23 protein-coding genes are annotated in these 21057 nt (G+C 50.7%); 1 reads left to right on the forward strand and 22 read right to left on the reverse strand.

Going from position 1 to position 21057, the window contains the following annotated elements; all coding sequences use genetic code 11:
* The 22 genes from GX364_07935 to GX364_08040 form a co-directional block, all read right to left on the reverse strand.
* Positions 1-471, reverse strand: coding sequence for a DUF3189 family protein (locus GX364_07935; protein NLI70774.1), 471 nt, complete (start codon positions 469-471; stop codon positions 1-3).
* An 18-nt stretch (positions 472-489) separates the two neighbouring features.
* Positions 490-912 carry a DUF3189 family protein gene (locus GX364_07940; GenBank protein ID NLI70775.1) on the reverse strand — a complete coding sequence of 141 codons (423 nt, stop codon included), beginning with the start codon at positions 910-912 and terminating at the stop codon, positions 490-492.
* Positions 913-922: 10 nt separating this feature from the next.
* Positions 923-1117 (reverse strand): hypothetical protein, encoded by a 195-nt coding sequence (locus GX364_07945; GenBank protein NLI70776.1) that lies wholly within the window; start codon positions 1115-1117, stop codon positions 923-925.
* 69 nt (positions 1118-1186) lie between these two features.
* A complete protein-coding gene (locus tag GX364_07950; GenBank protein ID NLI70777.1) occupies positions 1187-2077 on the reverse strand; it encodes a hypothetical protein in 891 nt (296 codons plus the stop codon).
* A gap of 38 nt (positions 2078-2115) precedes the next feature.
* On the reverse strand, positions 2116-3309 hold the full coding sequence (locus GX364_07955) for a stage II sporulation protein P (protein ID NLI70778.1): 1194 nt from the start codon (positions 3307-3309) through the stop codon (positions 2116-2118).
* Complete coding sequence (locus GX364_07960) at positions 3296-3961, reverse strand: DUF1614 domain-containing protein (protein NLI70779.1); 666 nt, start codon at positions 3959-3961, stop codon at positions 3296-3298. Before GX364_07960 ends, GX364_07955 begins: the two co-directional genes overlap by 14 nt.
* A gap of 605 nt (positions 3962-4566) precedes the next feature.
* Positions 4567-6810, reverse strand: a complete 2244-nt coding sequence (locus tag GX364_07965) for a bifunctional 4-hydroxy-3-methylbut-2-enyl diphosphate reductase/30S ribosomal protein S1 (protein ID NLI70780.1) — start codon at positions 6808-6810, stop codon at positions 4567-4569.
* 31 nt (positions 6811-6841) lie between these two features.
* A complete protein-coding gene (locus tag GX364_07970) occupies positions 6842-7477 on the reverse strand; it encodes a 1-acyl-sn-glycerol-3-phosphate acyltransferase (protein NLI70781.1) in 636 nt (211 codons plus the stop codon).
* Positions 7464-8159, reverse strand: a complete 696-nt coding sequence (locus tag GX364_07975) for a (d)CMP kinase (GenBank protein NLI70782.1) — start codon at positions 8157-8159, stop codon at positions 7464-7466. Before GX364_07975 ends, GX364_07970 begins: the two co-directional genes overlap by 14 nt.
* 55 nt (positions 8160-8214) lie before the next feature.
* On the reverse strand, positions 8215-8568 hold the full coding sequence (gene aroH / locus GX364_07980; GenBank protein ID NLI70783.1) for a chorismate mutase: 354 nt from the start codon (positions 8566-8568) through the stop codon (positions 8215-8217).
* A gap of 120 nt (positions 8569-8688) precedes the next feature.
* Positions 8689-9216 carry a hypothetical protein gene (locus GX364_07985; protein NLI70784.1) on the reverse strand — a complete coding sequence of 176 codons (528 nt, stop codon included), beginning with the start codon at positions 9214-9216 and terminating at the stop codon, positions 8689-8691.
* 78 nt (positions 9217-9294) lie between these two features.
* Positions 9295-9939, reverse strand: a complete 645-nt coding sequence (locus tag GX364_07990) for a hypothetical protein (protein ID NLI70785.1) — start codon at positions 9937-9939, stop codon at positions 9295-9297.
* Between the two features lie 151 nt (positions 9940-10090).
* Complete coding sequence (locus GX364_07995; protein ID NLI70786.1) at positions 10091-10387, reverse strand: hypothetical protein; 297 nt, start codon at positions 10385-10387, stop codon at positions 10091-10093.
* Between the two features lie 35 nt (positions 10388-10422).
* Positions 10423-11154, reverse strand: coding sequence for an rRNA pseudouridine synthase (locus GX364_08000; protein NLI70787.1), 732 nt, complete (start codon positions 11152-11154; stop codon positions 10423-10425).
* A 120-nt stretch (positions 11155-11274) separates the two neighbouring features.
* Positions 11275-11811 (reverse strand): spore maturation protein, encoded by a 537-nt coding sequence (locus tag GX364_08005; protein NLI70788.1) that lies wholly within the window; start codon positions 11809-11811, stop codon positions 11275-11277.
* Positions 11811-12395, reverse strand: coding sequence for a nucleoside recognition protein (locus GX364_08010; GenBank protein ID NLI70789.1), 585 nt, complete (start codon positions 12393-12395; stop codon positions 11811-11813). Before GX364_08010 ends, GX364_08005 begins: the two co-directional genes overlap by 1 nt.
* 19 nt (positions 12396-12414) lie before the next feature.
* Positions 12415-13602 carry a D-alanyl-D-alanine carboxypeptidase gene (locus tag GX364_08015; protein ID NLI70790.1) on the reverse strand — a complete coding sequence of 396 codons (1188 nt, stop codon included), beginning with the start codon at positions 13600-13602 and terminating at the stop codon, positions 12415-12417.
* A gap of 330 nt (positions 13603-13932) precedes the next feature.
* The gene (scpB, locus tag GX364_08020; GenBank protein NLI70791.1) at positions 13933-14451 is read right to left on the reverse strand and encodes an SMC-Scp complex subunit ScpB; all 519 of its coding nucleotides are present in this window, start codon (positions 14449-14451) and stop codon (positions 13933-13935) included.
* A 4-nt stretch (positions 14452-14455) separates the two neighbouring features.
* Complete coding sequence (locus GX364_08025) at positions 14456-15217, reverse strand: segregation/condensation protein A (GenBank protein ID NLI70792.1); 762 nt, start codon at positions 15215-15217, stop codon at positions 14456-14458.
* A 40-nt stretch (positions 15218-15257) separates the two neighbouring features.
* Positions 15258-16241 (reverse strand): tryptophan--tRNA ligase, encoded by a 984-nt coding sequence (trpS, locus tag GX364_08030; GenBank protein ID NLI70793.1) that lies wholly within the window; start codon positions 16239-16241, stop codon positions 15258-15260.
* Between the two features lie 87 nt (positions 16242-16328).
* Complete coding sequence (locus GX364_08035) at positions 16329-16964, reverse strand: site-2 protease family protein (protein NLI70794.1); 636 nt, start codon at positions 16962-16964, stop codon at positions 16329-16331.
* A 193-nt stretch (positions 16965-17157) separates the two neighbouring features.
* The gene (locus GX364_08040) at positions 17158-19830 is read right to left on the reverse strand and encodes a CBS domain-containing protein (protein ID NLI70795.1); all 2673 of its coding nucleotides are present in this window, start codon (positions 19828-19830) and stop codon (positions 17158-17160) included.
* 160 nt (positions 19831-19990) lie between these two features.
* Here GX364_08040 and GX364_08045 point away from each other — a divergent pair, with 160 nt between their 5' ends.
* Positions 19991-21055, forward strand: a complete 1065-nt coding sequence (locus GX364_08045; GenBank protein ID NLI70796.1) for a DUF3048 domain-containing protein — start codon at positions 19991-19993, stop codon at positions 21053-21055.
* The last annotated feature ends 2 nt before the right edge of the window (positions 21056-21057 follow it).

Below are 21057 nucleotides of genomic sequence, written 5' to 3' on the forward strand. Positions count from 1 at the left end.
TTAGATAATGTAGTCAGTCCTGCCTTCCTTGAAGGATTGCACTTTATTTACCAAAGCAGAATACCGCAACCTGATCCCCAGGGCTACCAGTGGCCTTCCCAGAAAAACCAGCCCCAAAAATCTGGAAATGAAACCCCCGATGCGAGCCAGGACATTTACCTGGTCAAGACAATTGATGATGGCGATCTTCTTCACGTGGAGCCCAAGTAATGGCAGCAATTCTTTCATGATCTGTTTCACTTCATTTCCCCTGGAACCGCTACCAAGAGAAAAAACATGGTTCCCGTGGCCATCAATGCCTATACAGCTCAGGATGCCAATTTCCCTGCTTTCCAGGCGGTCAAAATGAGGAATCTTCAGAATCTCGCATAAATGAGGTGTCCGGGTTGTGGGCAATCTATACAAATGGATATTGGCAGCAACAACCGATGAATGCGTTCCGCCGTAACATTGGTAAATGACAAACATCATCCTTCCTCCTATTTCTATCTACCATGTTTGCAATCGCAAGAAGGATCTTTCAACAGTAGCCTTTATTTCAGCCAGGCAACCGCGATATGCCGCTTCCTCGATGCGGGGAATCCCCGAAGCCTCGGCGAATTGAAGTAGAATCTGCCACCCCGGCAGAGGGTTGACCAGCAACAAATCTGCGGGATTCCCGCCAGAGGCAGACATCAAATTGTTGATCGTCCTCCTGATAACTCCCTCTGCACAGTCTCCGTTCAGCATGTAGACCTCCTCCCCTTTTTTCCCCCGCCCGAAATATAGGATGAAGGGCCTGTCCCGCCGGAACCCTTTCAGTATTTCCCCTGTTTTTGCCATATCGATCAGGGCGTCATTCATATTTGCATGCAGGTAGGCAGCGATGAAGGATGCGGCCAGGTGCCTGGGATGATAGTAAACAACCTTCATAACGCCCTATTCAATGTTTGACCACGATGAATACACCGTTTTCAAGATCATGAACTACTCCTTCCGTTATCCGCGCCAGATATGTGGCCACCTTCTCCTGTTCCTCGGCATCGGAAACATGAAAAACAGGTGCGCCGCCACCGGCAACCAGGGAAGAGTCGGTTGTAACCACAGCCAGAATGTACTTGGTCAGCTCTGTCTCCACTATTTTTCCTTCCACGAAGCGGAATCCACATTTCGGTAAAGGCAATTTCCCCGGGGGAAAGATTCATCGTCAATCTGCTGCACCACTGCCTGCCGGGGATTGAAGAGGTTTGGAGAGCGCACTCTCCAGCACGGGAACTCTCTTTACTGCCTTGAGAAGGCACCCAAGGTCCTTCTCGATGGGCAAAATGACCAGGCCGATCCTGCCGGTATCCATATTTCGCCGTACAATCGGCATGAATTCGGCGGTATCCACATCGCGATATACGCCCAGCTGACAGGCCACCTCATGGGCAATCGCCTTTCTCTGCCCAAGATTGGCCAGCGTTTCCCTGGCATTATCATCAAGAGGTTCGATGATCACTCCCAACCCTCGATCCATGACCCGATGCCGCGCTTTCCTGGTTCCCAGGTTCATGAAATGGATGTCCTCCACATAAAGGTTCACACCCTCAAAGCGGATTTCTCCGGGCCGTACCCTGGCAATCTGCCCCACCTGTTTGCCGCGCATCAACCTGTTGCATATCAATATCGCCGGTATGCTTGCTACCAGCGCCATCTCGATACCCCCGTAGTAGGTAAACCCGCTGCATATTATCGCAATCAAGATTACAAGATAATTGCGGGACTCGAACACACGGGCAATCCCCTCCACATAATCCGGGCCGCGGGCCACGAGTTCCGAACGGTCTATATTGGCCAATGTTTTTCGCTCGATTTCTCTTATATCGCGAAACTGTGTCGCTGCAAGGGCCAGGAAAGTGACCGCCGTGAACTCCCTCTCCGCCAGTGCGGGTATGGCAACTGCCCCCAGAAGCGCCGCTATCAACCCCAATGACATGTGGGTTACTACACCATGAGGATAGGAGGGATACTGACGATAATCGGAACGGAGCATGTAGTAACGCCCGATCGTTCCACCCACTACCCCCGCTATCGAGGCCAGCAAATATTTTTCCATTGGATTTCAAACTCCCTGTACAATCCCTGTGACAACAACTATTCTTTTTCTCTGCCCCGCAGATCGGCAAATTCCCGGCTCAAAAAACGTCTCAACCTGTTCATGGCTTCGTCCCAGCTTCCCGCTGAAATCAACAGAAATACAAAGGCACCCAGGAGAACAATGACCAGAAAACGGAGGGCGGAAACAGCGGAGATCCCGCCTTCGCCAAGCACTGTGTTTCTCTGGCCGGCTACTTCCCCTTCCCCGCCCCTTGCCGATTCGAAGTAGTCGGCCACCACTCCTGCAAACAAACGGGCCGTCTCCTCCGCTCCCTCCCGCTGGTTTTCATGGCCGCCTATCTCCAGAAGGATGGAGCGGGGCGAAAGGTCCTGGTTGTAGTTACCCTGCGCTTTGAGGATGCCTTTTACCAGGCCGGGATATTTCCGGTCAGCTTCCCCTTTGAGCGCCTCGGCAAATCGTGCGTTATTATCGACATTCTGGTTCTGCCTGCCAAGCACGAGTAGAAGTTGAACCCTGTTCTTGCCGGCAACCTGCTCGATATACTCTTTCGCAGGAACTGCATCACGGTGAATATCGAAAAAAGCCATCGGTTGATCCTTGATCATCTCCTCCATCGTCCTCCGTGAACGATGGTAGGCCCCGGCATCATGGGGGATATGTGTTTGCGTGGAATGAATCACGTTTATGCGGCGATCCTCCAGCCCCCGGCAAAAACTTCTGCCCACATCAATTATCCCCCCGCCCCTGTCTATGGATGACTTTCCATCACTGGGTACATAGGACTCTGCACCATGGCTGTGATAGACGGCGATCTTTTTTGGATGCCGTGATTCCACGGGAGCAACGTCCTCCTCGCGGAAATTGTCTTCTTCCTCGGTCCCGTGAATCCCATGCCCCGTCAGACGGATTGGCAGTGAAAGCCCTTTCTTGACTTCTAGCTGACGAGCCCAGGCGATATCATCGGTGATTCTGACAATACGATAATTGACGTTGTCGGCATCAATATACTCATCGCCAACATGCAAGACGCGGGCGGTGACAAGAATAATACGCTCATCTTCCTCATTTTTAACCATAAAATAGCCTTCCCGGCGTTCATCCAGGTTGTGTTGTTCAAAGAAAGACTCTACCACCGGCAAGGTAGAATGGATGTAAATCGAGAAGGCCAGAAATATAATTGTCCAGACCAGCAAGAAGCCGATCAGTTTCCTGAACCTATTCATCATCATATGGCCCCCTTTGATCGTCTACATTGTGCTCGCTTTCTCCCTGTTGAGTCCGTGCGGCAAGATTTTCCCTTATCTCCCCGATCAGCTCCGCCATGGCAACGGCCACGAGACCGGAGATGACCGTGGCATCGAATATGCCTGCCCCCCCTATCACCATTGTTGCCCTTCCGCCGGTGAAAAACAATTCAATGCGGGTAAAGATATCGGTCAAGACGATCGCCCCCACCCCGGCAATGAACGCCGATCTGCGGGAGCGGCCTGCCAGGTAACCGATTATCCCGGCCATGATCGCCACCAGGTAAAGCGGATCCATGAGAATGGCAAATGTCGGTTCAGCAGGGAGGATCTTCAACATTGCATATACAGCCAGGGCAGAAACAAGAAGTGCCACCCCGGCGCGTATCTTCTCGTTGGCAGAATCGCTCCTCAGGAACAGGTAGACGATGAGGACAATTGGAATGACACCACCGCCTGTATTTATGGACAACGTGGACGTTATTGGTATATCCGGCAGGTAACTTCCCGCGATCATCGCTGCAATAAAAATCAAGGCAGCGCGGTCGCTCAACCCCATGCGGTCAAGGATCCTCTGGGCAAAACCCAGATAGATAAGAATTGAAATCACGATCAGAACAATCGTTCCTACGGGCATGGCGACACTCCTTTTTCAGTTTTCTTGTCTTAGATTTTCCTTATCTACCCTTCTTTATACAAAAAAACAACCGCCACCGAAACGGTTGTTTCTTCATTCAAAGCATACTTTTTACAGGTACAGATAGCGGGCCGTGCCGCCATACGTTGGCCAAAAATCCAATCATACGATTGCTAACAATCAAACGAAGTAGAAGGTACCGTTATGAATCCGTGCAAATTTTCTTTGATTTGTCACCGGGTCGGAAATTTCCCCTCCCATGAAGTACCCGGCAAATCGTTCCTCGCCCAATTCGAGACAAAATCAAGTGGCACGGTCCGACCGGGGATACCCGTGCTCCACAGGATCTCTGGAAATCGCGATGCCATGTTCCACGAACATGCACATCACACCCGCCACATTCAACCGCTCCGGCGTGAAACATCGGCACTGAACCGGTGCGGATTGTTTCATTGCTTGTGACCGCCAACAGGCAATGGTATGTTACCGGAACGGAGGGGCCGCTACAGAAAAAGATATTCTTCCGGTTTCCAGGCAGGGCGGGTCATGACCAGCCCGGCCAGGCGGCAAGGTATTTTCTTTCAGGCTCAAAACCATTCATTCTTTCATTTTTTATCATTGTCGAAGAGATCGCCAAAAACATCGCCAAGTGTCACACCGCTATCGTTGTCCTGGTCGTTGGAAATATCGTCGTCCGCCCTGATCACGGGATTTGCATCCTTGATACTCAAGCTAATCCTCTTATCCTCGGGCCGCAGATCGATAATCTTCACTTTGGTCGTGGCCCCCTCGCTTAGCGCTTCGGAAGGATGCTTGACATGATGGTCAGCAATCTGTGAAACATGGACCAGCCCCTCGACACCGGGCATAATTTCCACGAAGGCACCAAAATCAACCAGACGCGTGATTCTGCCCTCGATGACTTCACCGATCTTGAAGCGCCTCGTAACCTGGCCCCAGGGATCCTCCCCCGTGCGCCTGATACTCAAGCTTACTTTCTCTTCCTCGGGCTTGACCTGGAGAACCTTTACCTTCACCTTTTCACCAATCTTCAGAGCCTCCTCGGGGTGTCTGATCCTTCGCCAGGAAATCTCCGAAATATGCACCAGGCCATCGATCCCACCCAGATCCACGAAAGCACCGAACTTGGTCAGGCGGCGTACCTCTCCGGTAACCACGATGTCCGGTTTCAGGATCTTCAAGGTCTCCTCCTTTTTGGCAGCATTGGCCTCCTCGACATACTTCTTGCGAGAGAGGATAACTTTGTCTTTTTCCTGGTCAAGTTCTATAACTTTGAAAGATATTTCCTGGCCCAGATATTCGCCAAAGTCCGGGATATACCTGATATCGACCAGGGAACCCGGCACAAAACCGTTGATTCCGGCACCCAGATCGACGATCATACCCTTGGGAACGACTTCTTTTACCTTCCCGGTCAGCGTTTCTTCCTCTTTCAATGCATTTTCAAGTTTCTCCCATGATTTTCTCCGTTCCAGCCGCCGATGGGAGACCACTACCTCACCTTCCTGGTCATCGACGCTGATGACGAGAACCTCGAGCTCGTCGCCGGGAGCGTATTTGCTCTTTAACGTCTCTCCCTCGTAAAGAAAAACTTCCCCGCCGGGGAGAAACGCCTCCATTTTTTCACCCATGTCGATCATGATGCCGTCATCCTGAACACTGACGATGGTACCACTGGCAACGTCTCCGCTCTGATACACCTTGATCTCGTCCAGAAAGAAAAATTCCTGGTCATCGTCTTCCGTTTCCACCATCGCCTCGCTTTCTTCCTCCACCCCTGCCCCGGCACTCTCTTCTGCCATGCTTCCGGTCGCGGTATCTTCCACCGCCTCTTCCTCGGCAGGCTGCTCTTTCACTTCCTCATCCACAACTTCTTCTGCGGATGCCACGGGCTCCCCGGTATCGGTGTTCATCTCCTCTTCAGCGGTCTTCTCTTCCTCGGGCTGCTCCGTCTCATTGCAGTCCAGAGCAGTTTCTTCCCCATTATTTTTTTCACTGTTAATCTTCGACATTTCAGTCAGTACCTCCTTAATTATCCAGCCGGGGGTTGAAGCCCCGGCAATAACTCCCACTACCTTGACATCCTGGAACAGCTCTTCCGGCAACTCCTTCGCACTGGAAACGCGATACGAAGGTGTTTTTCTTATACACAGCCTCAGCAATTTTTCTGTATTGCTGCTGAGGGGGCTACCGATTATGATCATCAGGTCCGCCCGCAAAGCCATCTTTTCGGCCGCATCCTGCAATTTTTTTACTGTCGGACAGAGAGTGTCATACATTTTACAATCGGGATACAATTCTCTGTACCTTCTGGCGGCATTTTCGAAACCCTGGCGTTCCTGAGTGGTTTGGGAAATAAAAGCCGAAGGAGCACGGATCTTCTTCCTGCTCAGTTCCTGCATCGTGGAGACAACAATAGCCCTGTGCTGTGTCCACTTCAGGATCGCTTTCACCTCGGGATGTTCCGGTTTGCCCCATATCACAACCTGGTAACCTTGATCGGTAAGTTCCCGGGCCAGTGACTGTACTTTTTTAACGCGTGGGCAAGTAGCATCGTGAACGGTTACCCCCGGAATCCGGGACGCTTTTTCCAGTTCTTCGGGCCCTTCTCCATGCGTTCTGATAATCAGATGGCCCTCCCTGACATCATCAAGTGAAGAAACCAGATTTACCCCCTTTGAATTCAGATATTTTTCTACCTCCTCATTGTGAGCCAGGGGACCAAGGGTGTAGACATCTTTGCCCTCCTTGACCATTTCAAGAGCCATGTCCACCGCCCTCTGAACCCCTGAACAGAATCCTGAATGTTCATAACACAATATCCGCATCCGTGTTCACTCCCCCCGCAACCATCAAAATCTACACAGCATCCTCCAGTAAACCTTCTATGTTCTCCATGACCAGCTTGCTGACTTCCTTGATTTTCTCCCTCCGGGCCTTTCTGCTCTCCCGCTCATATTCAAAATCTACAAAGATCGGTTTACCGATATTTATCCTGATCGGCCTGAAAAGCCGGTAAGGACCCTTGATAGCCACTGGAAGAACCGGCGCACCGCTTTTCAAAATTATAAAAGCCGGCCCATCGAAAGCCTTCAACAGTTGGCCGCTCCTGCTCCTGGTCCCCTCGGGGAAAAGTCCCACCGCTTTACCCTGATCCAGGATGGATAATGCCGTCAAGAGTGCCCGGCGGTCAGCTTCCTCCCTTTTTACGGGAAAAGCGCCCAGCTTGCTGATCAGGTTCCCGAAATACGGTATATCAAACAGCTCCGCCTTGGCCATGAAACAAACCTGCCTTCTCTTGCCTATCGCCCTGGCCACCAGTGTCGGATCGAACCAGTTGATGTGGTTGGAACAGACGATCAGCGGGCCAGTCCAGGGCACATTTTCCCTGCCGGTGACTTTCATCCGGTAAATTAGCAAATAGAACAGGGAAAAGAGAAACAGGCCAAAATTGTAAAGGGCCCCGCCCTCTTCCCGTTTTTTACCGTGTTTCATGTTTTTTTTCACCCCGTACGTAAGCAACCATGGTGGAAACAACCTCGGGCAAAGTCATCTTCGTGGTATCGAGGACCATCGCTCCGGGAGCTGCCTTGAGTGGTGATACTTCCCTTCCACTGTCTATCTTGTCACGCCGCGTTATCTCCTGCCTGACTTCATCGGCAGTTATGCTGCACCCTTTTCCGAGATATTCCTTCCAACGCCGCTTCACCCTTTCTTCAGGGGACGCATCCAGGTAAATCTTGTATTCGGCATCGGGCAGCACGACAGTCCCTATGTCTCTCCCATCCATGACCACGTCTCCCCATCTGCGGGCAATCTCCTGCTGCTGCCTTACCAGATATTCGCGCACGATGGGAATGGCAGAAACCTGTGAGACAACAGTATTTACCCCGGGCGCCCTTATAGCCTCGGTCACCTCTTCCCCATCAAGGAATATACGCTGACGATCTTCTTCCGCTTGAATGTCAATAATCGTATTTTCCAGAAGGCCTGCCAATGCCTCCCTGTCTTCAATCTGCGTCCCGGCCTGCAATATTTTCAATGTTACAGCCCTGTACATGGCCCCCGTGTCCAGGTAGCCGATCTTCAGCTTTCCGGCCAGCATACGGGCCACAGTGCTCTTGCCTGCACCGGCAGGGCCATCAATGGCGATATACAGATGACTCCCTCCCCACAAAAACCGGTTTGTCCTTTTTCATAAAAAAACACCATGGTTGGACAAACCAGGTGTTTTATATATCTTCTCTCAGAATCTTTGCCTCACGCAGATAAATGTGCTTGATTTCACTTTGTTTCAGACTTGTATTGGTTAGAATCAATATTCTCAAGCATCTTTCCAAGGCTCCGGGTACATCTATCTCCCGGCAACAAAAAAGAGGGACGTCTTTCCAGCCGGCTCTTCTGGCCGCTTCGGCGGGAAAAACATCGTTTAAATCGGAGGTTAATGAAAACAATACTACGGCGATGTCCTCTAACTGCACTCCATTCGCACCGGTCATCTCTTCCATAAGCTCTTGCGCCGCCTGAATGATCTCCGCACTACAATTTTCCCTGACTGTGATGGCTCCTCTTATTCCCCTGACCATAAACTGTTCCACTCTCTCAAGTTCACCAACTCGATAGATCCTTTACCTCTCCTTGCGACCGTAACCGAAACAACCTGTAGCAGCAATATAATATAACATTATTCTTGCTTTGACAAGGATTTAATCTTCAATGTTTGTGAAATCTTCGGGTATGGCCCAACCGATCAACTGGTTGTCTCCCAGAACGATGATCTCGTCACCTACCCTGGGCTGCTGCAATCCCACCGCCCCTATGACCCGTATTCTTGCCGGTTTGTTGCAGTTTTCATCACTCTCCACTTCAACAAGATCCCCGGCCTCAACAGTGACCGTCAGTGGTTCATCGTACATTATAGCCCTCTCTTCCCCGTTGATCATGATCTTCAAGCGTGTTTGAGGTGCCAGTGCCTTCAGCGTTATCTCCATGGGGGGCTGAAACGTGCCACTTCCGGCTCCGGTCATTTTTTCCGTTTCATCAAGCGTATCTCCTTCACCGTGAAGATGCGTGTACGGCTCCCCTTCAAGGACATCAACCCGGCTCAGGTACTGCCTCACGTCACTGTTGATCATCAGGGCCTGTATCAACACCATCAAGATGATGAAAATAACCGTAAAATAAAAGACATAATTTTCTACCCGGCGCGAAAAACGTCCGAACCATCTGTTCATGACACGAAACCCCCTTTAACCTCTCCATTAATTTTTACGTTAAAGGGGGTTTTTTATACCTTGTTTGTATACTTCCCGCTAGCGATACTCCTCGTGCACAGCTTTTATATATTGGCTAAACTTGAAAAACAACTTCTCGATGTCTCTGGCATCAAGTTGCATTGATGTCGGTTCAAGGATTGCCACACGGCGGAACTCCTCCCGCGAAATTACATGGATGCAATCTTCCAATGAATCGGCAGTGATCGTTATTTCTATCGGTGCATAGGAAACCTCTTCATCAACCCCGTCATGGTACTCGATAAACGTGTATATATCCAGCACTTTTATATCTTCGACCTGAATGCCCTGCATGGGAATGCTCTGCCATAACATCATCTTCTGTTCCCTTATCTCCTCGGCTACCTCCTCGGTCGTTTTCTTTCCAAAGAAAAAACGCCCCCTGGCAGTTGTTCCGCGGTAATCATAACGTACTCTCAAACGAATCTTCTTCAACCCTTTCACGTCCGGCACCTTCTCCTCTACCCATGCTTGCGTGTTCGGATATAATGGCTGTTCCGGTTGTTCCTGACCCGTTCCTGTTCGGGCCTCTTCCTGATCGTCCTTCTCCCAGCTATAACGATCCCTTTGTTGTTCATTTTTAAGATCCCCGTGCAGGATCAAAAAATCTACATTTTTTTCCTTCTCGAGATTGAACAAGCTCACCACCCCTTTTCGCAGCATTGTACACCCAGACACGCATTCCTTCCAGCTCATTTTTGGTTTCTTTAAGGTTCAACAAATATCCTGCCTGAAAAGGGGCATATTGTTTAAGATTACTACAATATCCGTTAATATTCCTTAAAATCGCTGTATATATGCCCGCACCGGTCGATCATCTTCGCACGTTGAGGTGGATCCATATTCCCCCCGCCGGGATGATACCCAAAGCATAAATGTAAAAAAGAATATGGCGGATTGTCGGTAGAAGGTAGATCAGAAGTGCTGCCGGAAAGGAAAGGACACCGACAAAAATCAAGACAATCCCTGCAAACCTTGATTTTCCTGTTGCTTCCTGCTTTTTTTGGGGAGAAAGTTGCCCGCCTTCGTGATCGGAAAACATCTTGTATCTGATCAAAATACCGGTCAGCAACACCTGTACGCCGATGACTAGAATAATGATGATCTCCAAAAGTACAATTCCTCCCCTGGCCAGGAACGGGCAATTCAGGGTAGCATCTCGAGGCCCACCAGTTCGCGAAGTCTGGCAACCTCGCCAGCATCGAGGTGCCGGTAACTGCCCGGTGGCAATTTCCCCGTTCCCAGGAATGCAAAACAGGTTCTTTCCAGGCGGATGACCGGATGAGCAATGGCAAGGCACATCCTTTTCACCTGCCGTTTCCACCCCTGTACAAGTGTCAGGTCAAAAATACTGCAGTTGGAACCTCTATCCAGCCGCACTCTGCTGACCTCTGCCGGCGCAGTCCGCCCTTCCTCCAGCATTATCCCTCTGCGCAAGCTTCTCCGATCTGCACGGGACAGTATACCCCTGACCTTCACCCGGTAGGTTTTCTTTACACCATAACGAGGATGAGCCAGTCGATGGGCAAGTTCTCCGTCATTGGTGAAAAGCAGTACCCCACTTACATCCCGATCGAGCCTTCCGACAGGGTAAACCCTCACCTTCAAGCCATCCAGCAACTCATTGACCGTGGGCCTGCCCCGCGGGTCATTCATCGTCGTCAGGTAACCGGGCGGTTTGTGCAGCAAAACATAGGTGAAAGACCGGGGTAGCTTGACCTTGCGACCCCGAACAAGTACATTGTCGTCCGGGGAAACGAGGGTCTGCGGAATGACCACGGTCTGGCCATTTACCTTGACCAGCCCCTCGCGGATCATTACCTCCGCGCGGCGCCGGGATGCTACTCCGGCGGCAGCCAGATATTTTGCCAGCCTCAATGTGGACAGCCTCCTTGCCGACGATCAAAACATTATCATCATTTTATCACAATTGAATACCATCGACACAAACAGGGATACAGATCAAAAAAGGGAGGCCTCCCCGGCATGCTCTCCTGCTCAGGAAAAGAAAATTTTGCATACGATGATGGAAGCGATGAAACCGCCCAGGTCCCCCAGCAACCCTGCGGCAAGGGCATGGCGGGAACGGCTGATGCCCACGGCACCGAAATAGACGGTCAGCACAAAGAGGGTAGTGTCGGTGCTGCCCTGCATGGTGGAAGCAAGTCGCCCCAGAAACGAATCAGGCCCGTGTATCTGCAGTATCTCGGTGGTCACCGCCAGAGCCCCGCTACCGGAGACGGGGCGCATCAGCATCAGGGGGATGATATCAACCGGTATGTTCAGAATATTCAGCAATGGGGCAAGAAGGCGAGCCAGCAGATCCATCGCCCCGGAATCACGCAACAACCCGATGGCTACCAACATACCAACCAGGTAAGGTACAAGGCGGATAGCCATGGGAAAACCTTCCTTGGCCCCCTCGATGAATACTTCAAAAAGATTGATACGGCGCCCGAGGCCATAACAGAATGTTAGAATCAAAAACGCCGGTATGATCCAGGCCGAAACCAATTCAATCGTCTTGAAAAACATCACTTCCGGTCCCTTCGTCGTCTGAGAAGACGGTCAAAAAAGAGGGCCACTGTAACGGAACAGAAGGTAGCAATAATGGTAGTCCCCACGATTTCCGTGGGGTTGGCAGAACCGTTGGCTACCCTCAAAGCGATTATTGTTGAAGGCAGGATGGTAAGACTGGAGGTATTGATGGCCAGAAAAGTGCACATCTCGTCCGATGCCCTGGCGGGATGTTCGTTAAGTTTCTGCATTTCTTCCATAGCCTTGATTCCGAATGGGGTAGCAGCATTGCCCATCCCCAGCAGGTTGGCACTCATGTTCATCAAAATAGCATTCATGGCCGGGTGTTCATGCGGCAAGCGGGGGAACAGAAACAAAGCCAGTGGCCGCAGAAAAGATTTGACCGCATCGATAAGGCCGGACTTTTCAACTATTTTCATTATCCCCAACCAGAAAGTCATTACACTCACGAGCAGGATGGCCACCGCCACCGCGTTTTCAGCGGACTTGAACAGACTGGCGGTAATGATATCGATCCGCCCGTTGATACCGGCAACGATGATCGCCAGGCAGATCATCGCCACCCAGAGGTAGTTGACCATGCTGTTTCCCTCCGCAACGTCAGTGCATTACCTTTTCCCATAGTTCGAGCAAAGGCCTGTAAAAAGGAGCGCGGCTGACCCCTTCCCCGGCAACCAGGTCGACCGATCCGATAATTTTATCATGAAACATTATTTCCAACGTGCCAATCTTCTTTCCCTTTTTCAATGGGGCGCGATACGGTTCCTCAAGGCAAAATCTATATCTTACTTCCGGAAGTTCGCCAGCCGCGAGCGGGTAATAAAAGCTGGCTCCCGCGGCCACCGCAGCTTGCTCCTGCAATCCCTTATCAACCTGTACCGTCTTGATGACCTGTCCGGCAGCAATCAGGAGTTCCACCTTGTAGGCAGCAAAACCGTAATCTAGCAGGAGGCTGGCATCTTCCCACATATCAGGGGCATCAAGAACAACCACGATAAGGCGCTGTCCCTCACGGAAAGCGGAACCGACAAAACATCTTCCCGCCGGGGTAGTCCAACCTGTTTTGACCCCATCTGCACCGTCATAAAGTTGCAACAGCCGATTCTGATTGTGCAAAATACGGTCCCATTCATGTTCCGGCCAGGTTATGATGGCCCGCGGGGCAACCACTATGCGGCGGAAAATTTCATTTTTCATCGCATATGAGGATATCAGGGCCAGATCGTAAGCCGTGGAACGATGCTTTTTGTGGTGGAGTCCGTGAGGGTTTTCAAAAAAAGTCTTCTCCGCGCCTATCTCACGGGCCTTCTCGTTCATGAGTGCCACGAACTCTTCCACGCTGCCGCCAATATGTTCGGCAATAGCTATCGCCGCATCATTTCCCGAACGCAGCATCAGCCCGTACAGCAATTCCTCGAGAGTCTTTTTCTCCCCGCTTTCCAACCAGATGGAAGATCCGCCTGTCGAAGCTGCCCTTTCGCTGACGACGACGACCTCTTTCAATCTTCCTTTTTCGATGGCGATGATGGCCGTCATGATTTTTGTGGTACTGGCGATATATCTCTGCTGGTTCATTCCCTTGCTGTACAGTATGCGGCCAGTTCGGTGATCCATCACCACCGCCGATGCGGCAGACACGGCAGGTTTTTGCATTGTCTCCCCTACATCGTTTTCCTGTCCGGTAGCAACGCCAGAAAGAGAAAACATCAGGAACAGGAGAATCAAGATAACGCCGCTTCTGCCTGCCATTCTTTTCTTTGCAGGATCCCCCCGATCGATAAAGGACACGGATAAGCCCCCTTGTTTTAACCCTCTACCCGGATCAATGATAATTATTATTCGGTGAAAATATCATTTATGATTATTTTGGGGACTTCTGCTGGTTGTTATACAATCGGCGTGGTCATATCCTTTCCCCGGTGCTGCCGGGGTACCCCGGCTCTCCCGATCAATCGAAGATGGGGAAATAACCCGCATGGAAATGGGCCGGATAATAACTTCCCTGTCCGCGGACAAAAAAGAATTCTGGCATCCAGGCCCGGGTAGGCCGGGGCGGGGAAAAGATCAACCTTGATATGGCGATGGGGCCGAGTCGGGTTGTGTGGAACCTCTTGAAAATCAATGACCTTCCTTGCGCAGGGGAGGCAGTTCATCCAAATTTTTCAATCCAAAGTATTTGAGGAATTCGGGGGTTGTGGAATAAAGCATGGGTTTGCCGGGAGTGTCCTTGCGCCCGCTCACCTCGATCAGCCTTCTGCGTGCAAGGTTGTCAAGAACGCCATCGGAATTTACCCCGCGTATAGCTTCTATCTCCAGACGGGTAACCGGCTGCTTGTAGGCGATGATCGCAAGCGCTTCCAGCGCGGCAATGGTAAGGTTGCCTAGCGTCTCCTTGTAAAACATTTTTTCCAGAAAGGGAGCCACATCGGGCTTGGTACCAAGCTGATATCCCCCATCGATGTTCACTACTTGCAGACCGCGATGGGCGCTGTGAAAATCTCGATCCAGCTCCGCCATCAGTACAGAAGCTTCTTCCACCGAAACGTCCAGTATGGAAGCAATCTCTTTCAGTTTCAGTGGTTCCTCCCGGACAAAAAGCAAAGCCTCTATGACCGCTATCTTATGAACATTCTCCATTTGTTTAAGTCCTCTCCTTGCCGTTCTCCCGGTAAAGCTCGATCAGGACCGGGCCGAAATTCCTCTGCTGCCACAATCTGATTTCCCGCCGGTGGGCGAGTTCAAGAACGGCCATGAAAGTAACAATTATTTCCCTTATCCTGCCTGTATTGAAAAGGGTTTCCAGATAGACAGCTTCCCTTTTCTGTTTCAGTTCATGCATGATATTCTTGATCCTGTCCTTGATCAGGTATTCATCAACCAGGGAAATTGACGGTCTTGACTTCTCCCTCTGAAGCCTGGCCTTTTTTCTTTCCAGGGCATTGAACAACACCGCTGCCAGATCTTCATGGAAAAGAAAAGAATCCTGCCTCGTGATATAGAGTACCCTGGCCCGGCCGGTAGAGCGAAAATAGATCTTCTGCTGTTCCTCCTCCCGATCACGTAGAAAACGGACAGGATCCTTGAACTCACGGTATTCCAACACCCGCCGGATCAGTTCCTCGCTGCTGTTGATGGAAAGGACAGCGTCTTCTTCTTCCTCCGCAAGGCCATGCCTGGCGGGAAGGAGCAGCTTTGACTTCAATCTGAGCAGAGTCGCCGCCATGACCAGGAAATCGCTGGCGATCTCTAGGTTGAATTCTTCCATCAGCCTTATATAGTCCAGATATTGCGCGGTGATCTCGGCTATGGAGACGGACCAGATATCGATCTCCTGTTTTTTGATGAGATGATAGAGAAGATCAAATGGGCCTTCGAAAACGGGCAAATTGATTATGTACCCCAAATAGACCAGCTCCTGTCTTTGATGCTCTGTTGCGTCGATCCTAGATCCCCATCGCCTCACGCACCTCTTCGATGGTAGCCCCGGCCACGCGCCGGGCCGTCTGGGCTCCGTGTTCAAGCACCTTTTCCAGATAGGCAGGCCATCCTTCAAGTTCCCGCCTCTTCTCGTAGATCGGTTCCAGGAAAGAAATCAGTTTTCGGGATAGCCGTTCCTTGCATTCCACACACCCTATCCTGGCGGTACGGCAATTTTCCGCAATCCGTTCGATGTTTTCACCATCGAACGCCCGGTGAAACGTATACACGGGGCAAATTTCCGGGTTTCCGGGATCATTTCGCCGCGCCCTTCCCGGGTCAGTCAACATCATGCTCACTTTTCTGGAAATCTCCTCCGGTTCCTCTGTCAGCCGGATATAATTGTCATAGCTCTTGCTCATTTTTCGACCATCGACACCCGGTATCAGTGGGTAATGATTCAACCTGGTAGCAGGTTCGGGAAAGATAGGCTGGTAGAGGTGATTGAAACGGCGGGCCACCTCCCGGGTAAATTCCACATGGGGAGCCTGATCCTCGCCTACCGGCACGGCGTCCGCCTTGTAAATCAGAATATCGGCTGCCTGAAGCAAGGGATAACCTAGAAATCCGTGTGTATGGAGCTCCCTGCCCTCGATCTGCCGGAGTGCTTCCTTGAATGTCGGGCACCTTTCCAGCCAGGAAATGGGCGTGAACATGGAAAATAGAAGATGGAGCTCGGCATGTTCCTTTACATCCGATTGGCGGAAGATGACGGCACGGTCGGGATCCAGACCTGCACTGAGCCAATCCAGTACCATCTCCCTGATATTTTCCTTTATCCGGGATGAGTGTTCGTATTCCGTGGTCAGCGCATGCCAATCGGCAATGAAGAAATAACAACGATATTCATCCTGCAATTTGACCCAATTTTGCAGCGCGCCCAGATAATTCCCCAGATGCAAATATCCACTGGGGCGCATCCCGCTAAGCATCACTTTTTTGGAAGCCATAAACAATCACACCTCGGTCCTTATTTTATCTACATGGAAAAACCGTTCAATGCAAACCATACCAAGATTATAACATTTGTTTTCTTTCTAGAACAACAGGAACCTCACGATCTGAAAGCTGATCCGGTCAAAGAGGTTCATCGTCCATTCCGTCAGCGGCCATAATATTTTCCCCAACCCCCCGAAGAGAACCAGAGCTATGAGGATAATCCCCGCATACGGTTCTATCCTGCGGTAGAAATTGGCAACGGAACCGGAAGCGATGGAGACAACTATCTTGGAACCATCAAGGGGCGGCAAGGGCAACAGATTGAAAATGGCAAGGATGATATTCAACTGAATGAATGTTTGCATGAACAGGAGCAGAAGACTGTTGGTCACACCATGGCCAATCAGAAAGGAAAATATCAGTGTAGCGGCAAAGCCCAGCAACAGATTGGCCAGCGGACCGGCCAGGGAAACCCACAACAGGCCGCGACGTATATCCCGGAACCGCCCGGGGTTTATGGGAACCGGCCGTGCCCATCCGAAACCGACGATCAGGATCATCAGGGTACCGATGGGATCGAGGTGTGAAACAGGGTTCAGGGTCATCCTTCCCATGTCTTTTGCCGTCGTATCGCCGAAAGCATAGGCTACGCGGGCATGGGCATATTCATGAAATGTAAGAGCAATCAACAACGACGGTACAATGGCAATCAGTATTTCAGGATTGGATAATATTCGCACTGGCAAGGCTCCTTTTCTTCTGCGCCGGCATCCAGCAGCCGTTGAATTCCTCCCGCAATTTTATTTCATGGGCAAAAATATCCCTCTTCTGACAGATGAAAAACCCCAACCTCCTGGGGATACTGTCATATACCCCTTCAGGTTGGCCTGCAAGACCTTGCCAACCCGGGAAATAAAAGAATACAGGTCATCTGCCTCCCCCGTCCCGATCAAGATATGAAAAAACAAAATTCCGCTCTTCTTCCACCGAGCGGACCCGCCCATCCAGAACTGCTTCCCTGAGCCCCTTCAAGATTTCACCATAGATAGGGCCGGGCCTGATCCCCATTTCCTTGAGATCCTTGCCTTGCAGTTGTGGAATCACCTTGTGGAGATGATCCCAATAAAACTGGGGGTAATCCTTTATCCGTTGGTTGGGAGCTGCAGCTCTCAGCAACAGCAATGTCTCCGGTGGCAGTGGATCAAGTACATTGAACACTTCACCCGGGCCCGGTGACTCATGGCTCAATTTTTCAATTGCTTCCGGGACAGTGGAAGACAACACCATGGTTTCAATCTTGCTGCGAGAATAGTGCATGCGGTGCCCCATGAAACGTATCGTCTCCGGAGGGAGATCGTGGTACAATGCAGACAGATATATTATTTCGGGGTCAGGTTCCTTTTCCCACCGCCTTTTCCCTGCCCAGTTCACGGTCTCCCTGACCTCCTCCAGGAGTTCCCACTTCTGCAAATCCGGTTCCAGGTTGGGAAATATGAAAGAGAACAGGTCGAAATCTTCCAGCCGTTTCAAGATAGCCGGAGGATCATTCTCGTGGAATATCAACCTGACCTCGGCATTGAGCCGGGTCCTGCTCACTCGCATCAATATACGTTTTTCCACAGCATTTTCGATGAATTGTCGTGTCTGCTCTTCGATTTCAAAATTGAACCTTTTTTCAAAACGGATCGCGCGTAGTATTCTCAATGGATCGTCGACAAAACTCAGATGGTAGAGAACTCTTATGACACCATCTTGCAGATCTTGCAATCCGCCAAAATAATCGTATAGCTTGCCGAATGAATTCTTGTTCAGGGAACAGGCCAGCGTATTGATAGAAAAATCACGCCGGAAAAGGTCATTTTTCAGGCCCGAGGCCTCCACTTCGGGAAGTGCCGCAGGTGTGGGATAGAATTCCTTGCGAGCGGTTACCAGATCAATCCTTACCCCATCTTTCATCGTGATTGAAGCCGTGCCAAATGGATCGTGAGTTTGAAGGTGGCCCTTGAGAATATCATTTATTTTCCGGGCAAAAGGTATCGCTTCGGGGATGACCACGATATCCAGATCTCCCGGCTTGAAAGAGCCCAGCAGAATATCCCTGACGCTACCGCCCACCAGATAAACACTGCTCCCCTCCTTCTCTGCGTTCTGGCTTATCAAAAGAAGAAGCCTCTGTATCCCTGGTGAAAGTTTTCGGTTGATATACGAAGTAAGATCATTCAGCCCCTCTATATTTTTATCTGCCGTGGCTGCTTCCGGGTACTGTTCGACGTTGGCCAACCGTTTGTGAAGATCGACCCGTTCCGCATCCATCCTGTAGAGTGAACGCAGGATATCGGTGCGGGTTACCATGCCGCACAATCCGCCTTTCTCGTCCAAAATGGGAATCCGTCCGATATTGTAATCGATCATCAGGCGGCGAAGGCTTCTGATCGACTGGTCATGAGCGGCTGTGATTACCTTTTTGCTCATGAAAGCTTTGACCGGGGCATGACCGAGCTTGTGCCGGATAGCTTTCTGTAGATCCTTGCGGGAGACAACCCCGGCAAGCTTCCTTTCATTGTCCATTACAGGAAAGCCGCTATGTCCGTATTTTTCAAGCAATTGCATCACTTCCCTGACCGAGGTATCTACAGAAACTGTTTTAACGGGGGCAGAAGCGATATTCCGGGCCGTCAACGGTGGGGGCACGTTGAGCCGTAGCAATTCCATGAGTTCCCGGCGCGCGCGAAATATTGAATCATACTTCAGCGTCAACGAAGCTGCGCTGGAATGCCCTCCGGCTTTCCAGAAATTCAGGATACCCAACAGATTTATATCTTCATTGAAGGAACGCGCCACAACATGTATCTTACCCTCCATCTTGACAAGGCAGAAAGCCGCCTCCACATCCTCCAGCGATGAAAGCCGGTGAACCAGATCTGCAATTCCCAGGATGTAGCTTTCCGCGGAGGCCCAGCTGAACAATATTTTACGCTGGTTTATGTTGATAAATTCAGTCTGCATGATCAATTTTTCCAGAAGGGTCTTCTGGCCGGCAGTGAGCGGCCTCTGCAAAAAACTTTGTATAACATCCAGGTTGATAGTCTGTTTCCAGAGATAAGCCAGGGCCTCGACATCCCTGGGCGTGGTGGAACTGAAGGTCAGGTAACCGGTGTCCTCGTAGATGCCCATGGCCATGATCGTTGCCTCGAGTTCGGTGATGGGTAATTTCCTGTTTCTTATTTCCTCCAGCAACAGCGTGACAGTGGCACCCACGGGTTCAACCACCATCTTGCTTCCAACGAGGTCTTTTTTCCGGTCCGGATGGTGATCGTAGATGTGCAGATCCGCGCCCCGATCCAGAAACCCTCCGATTTTCCTGTGAAGCCTCGAAGGTCGGCGTGTATCGACCAGTACAACCAGACGATAATGGTCGGATAGGAGGTCTGTCTCGATCAAAGGCAGATAATCCCGGTAAAGATTGAGAAATGAACGGACATTGCAATTGATCTGCCCGGGAAGAAGAATCACCGCACGGGGGTATATTTTTCGAGCCGCTACTACTGAAGCCAGTGCATCAAAATCAACATGGGCATGAGTAGTAATGAGCGTTCCCAATATATTACCTCCATAAATTAACTTTTTCTATTATAGCATAAATTAAGTGGAGATAAGAAAAGGATGAGATTTTTAAGACTCTGCAACATCTTTGAACAGCAGGGGCAGTAAATGGTAAAATTAGATATCATTCCAATACATGATGAAAGGGGATAATCTCTTGCCCACACCGCTAAAAAGCAAACTGGTCATAGGTAGTTGCGTTCTCCTTGCCCTGCTGGCACTGTTTATCATCGGCAATCATTTTCTCTTCCCTTCCGATCATAAACCTGATGAAGTGATGAACGAACCTCCTCCGGACAAGACGGAGAACAAGCCGTTTTTATCACCGTATACCGGACTTCCCATGGAAGGGGAACTCCTGGAACGCCCGCTTGCCGCGATGATCGATAACCATCAACAGGCCCGGCCGCAACATAATTTGCAAGTTGCCTCCTACGTCTACGAGGTCATTGCCGAGGGCGGAATCACACGGTTTCTGGCCGTCTTTCACCATAAATACGAGGGGAAGATTGGCCCCGTACGCAGTATCCGCCCCTACTATGCCCATCTGGCCAGAGAAAACGATGCGGTGGTAGCCCACTGTGGATCATCAAGGCAGAGCGTGGAATTGTTGCGAAAAAAGGGCTATGATCATCTTGACGAACAACCCAATCCCGCCTATTTTTTTCGTGAAAACACCCTTCGCCCTCCCCACAACCTGTTTACCGACATGGACAGGATGATAGACGGAGCCAAACATTATCAGCTGTACCGGCCTACCCGGCAGGCCCCGCTCTGGGAAATCAGCGAAAGCGAAGGAGAAACCTTCGGTTCCGCGGAAGAAATAGGGATCAACTTCAGCAATTACAATCGTGTGCTCTATCGCTGGGATGAAGGCGAAAAAGGCTACCGTCGTTTTATCAACGGCCAACCCCATGTCGACGGGCAGGACAACAGGCAACTCATCGTGCAGAATGTCATCATTCAGTACGTGCCTGCAAGGCTTATTTCCAATGTACACCGGGAATATTCCCTGGTGGGAAACGGGGAAGGGCTGCACGTCAGCAACGGACATTCCCGGAACCTGCAATGGTCAAAGGGTAGCTTTGATACAGAGACCCGTTTTACCCTTGAAGGCGGGCAGCCGCTCAAGATTGCCCCGGGGAATACCTGGATACATATACTCACACCTGAATCCAACACCGTAACGATCGGAACAGGTAAAGAAGAACCGCTCCCCTGAAC

The organism is Bacillota bacterium, from assembly GCA_012518215.1.
In the GTDB taxonomy this organism is placed as follows: domain Bacteria; phylum Bacillota; class Dethiobacteria; order DTU022; family PWGO01; genus JAAYSV01.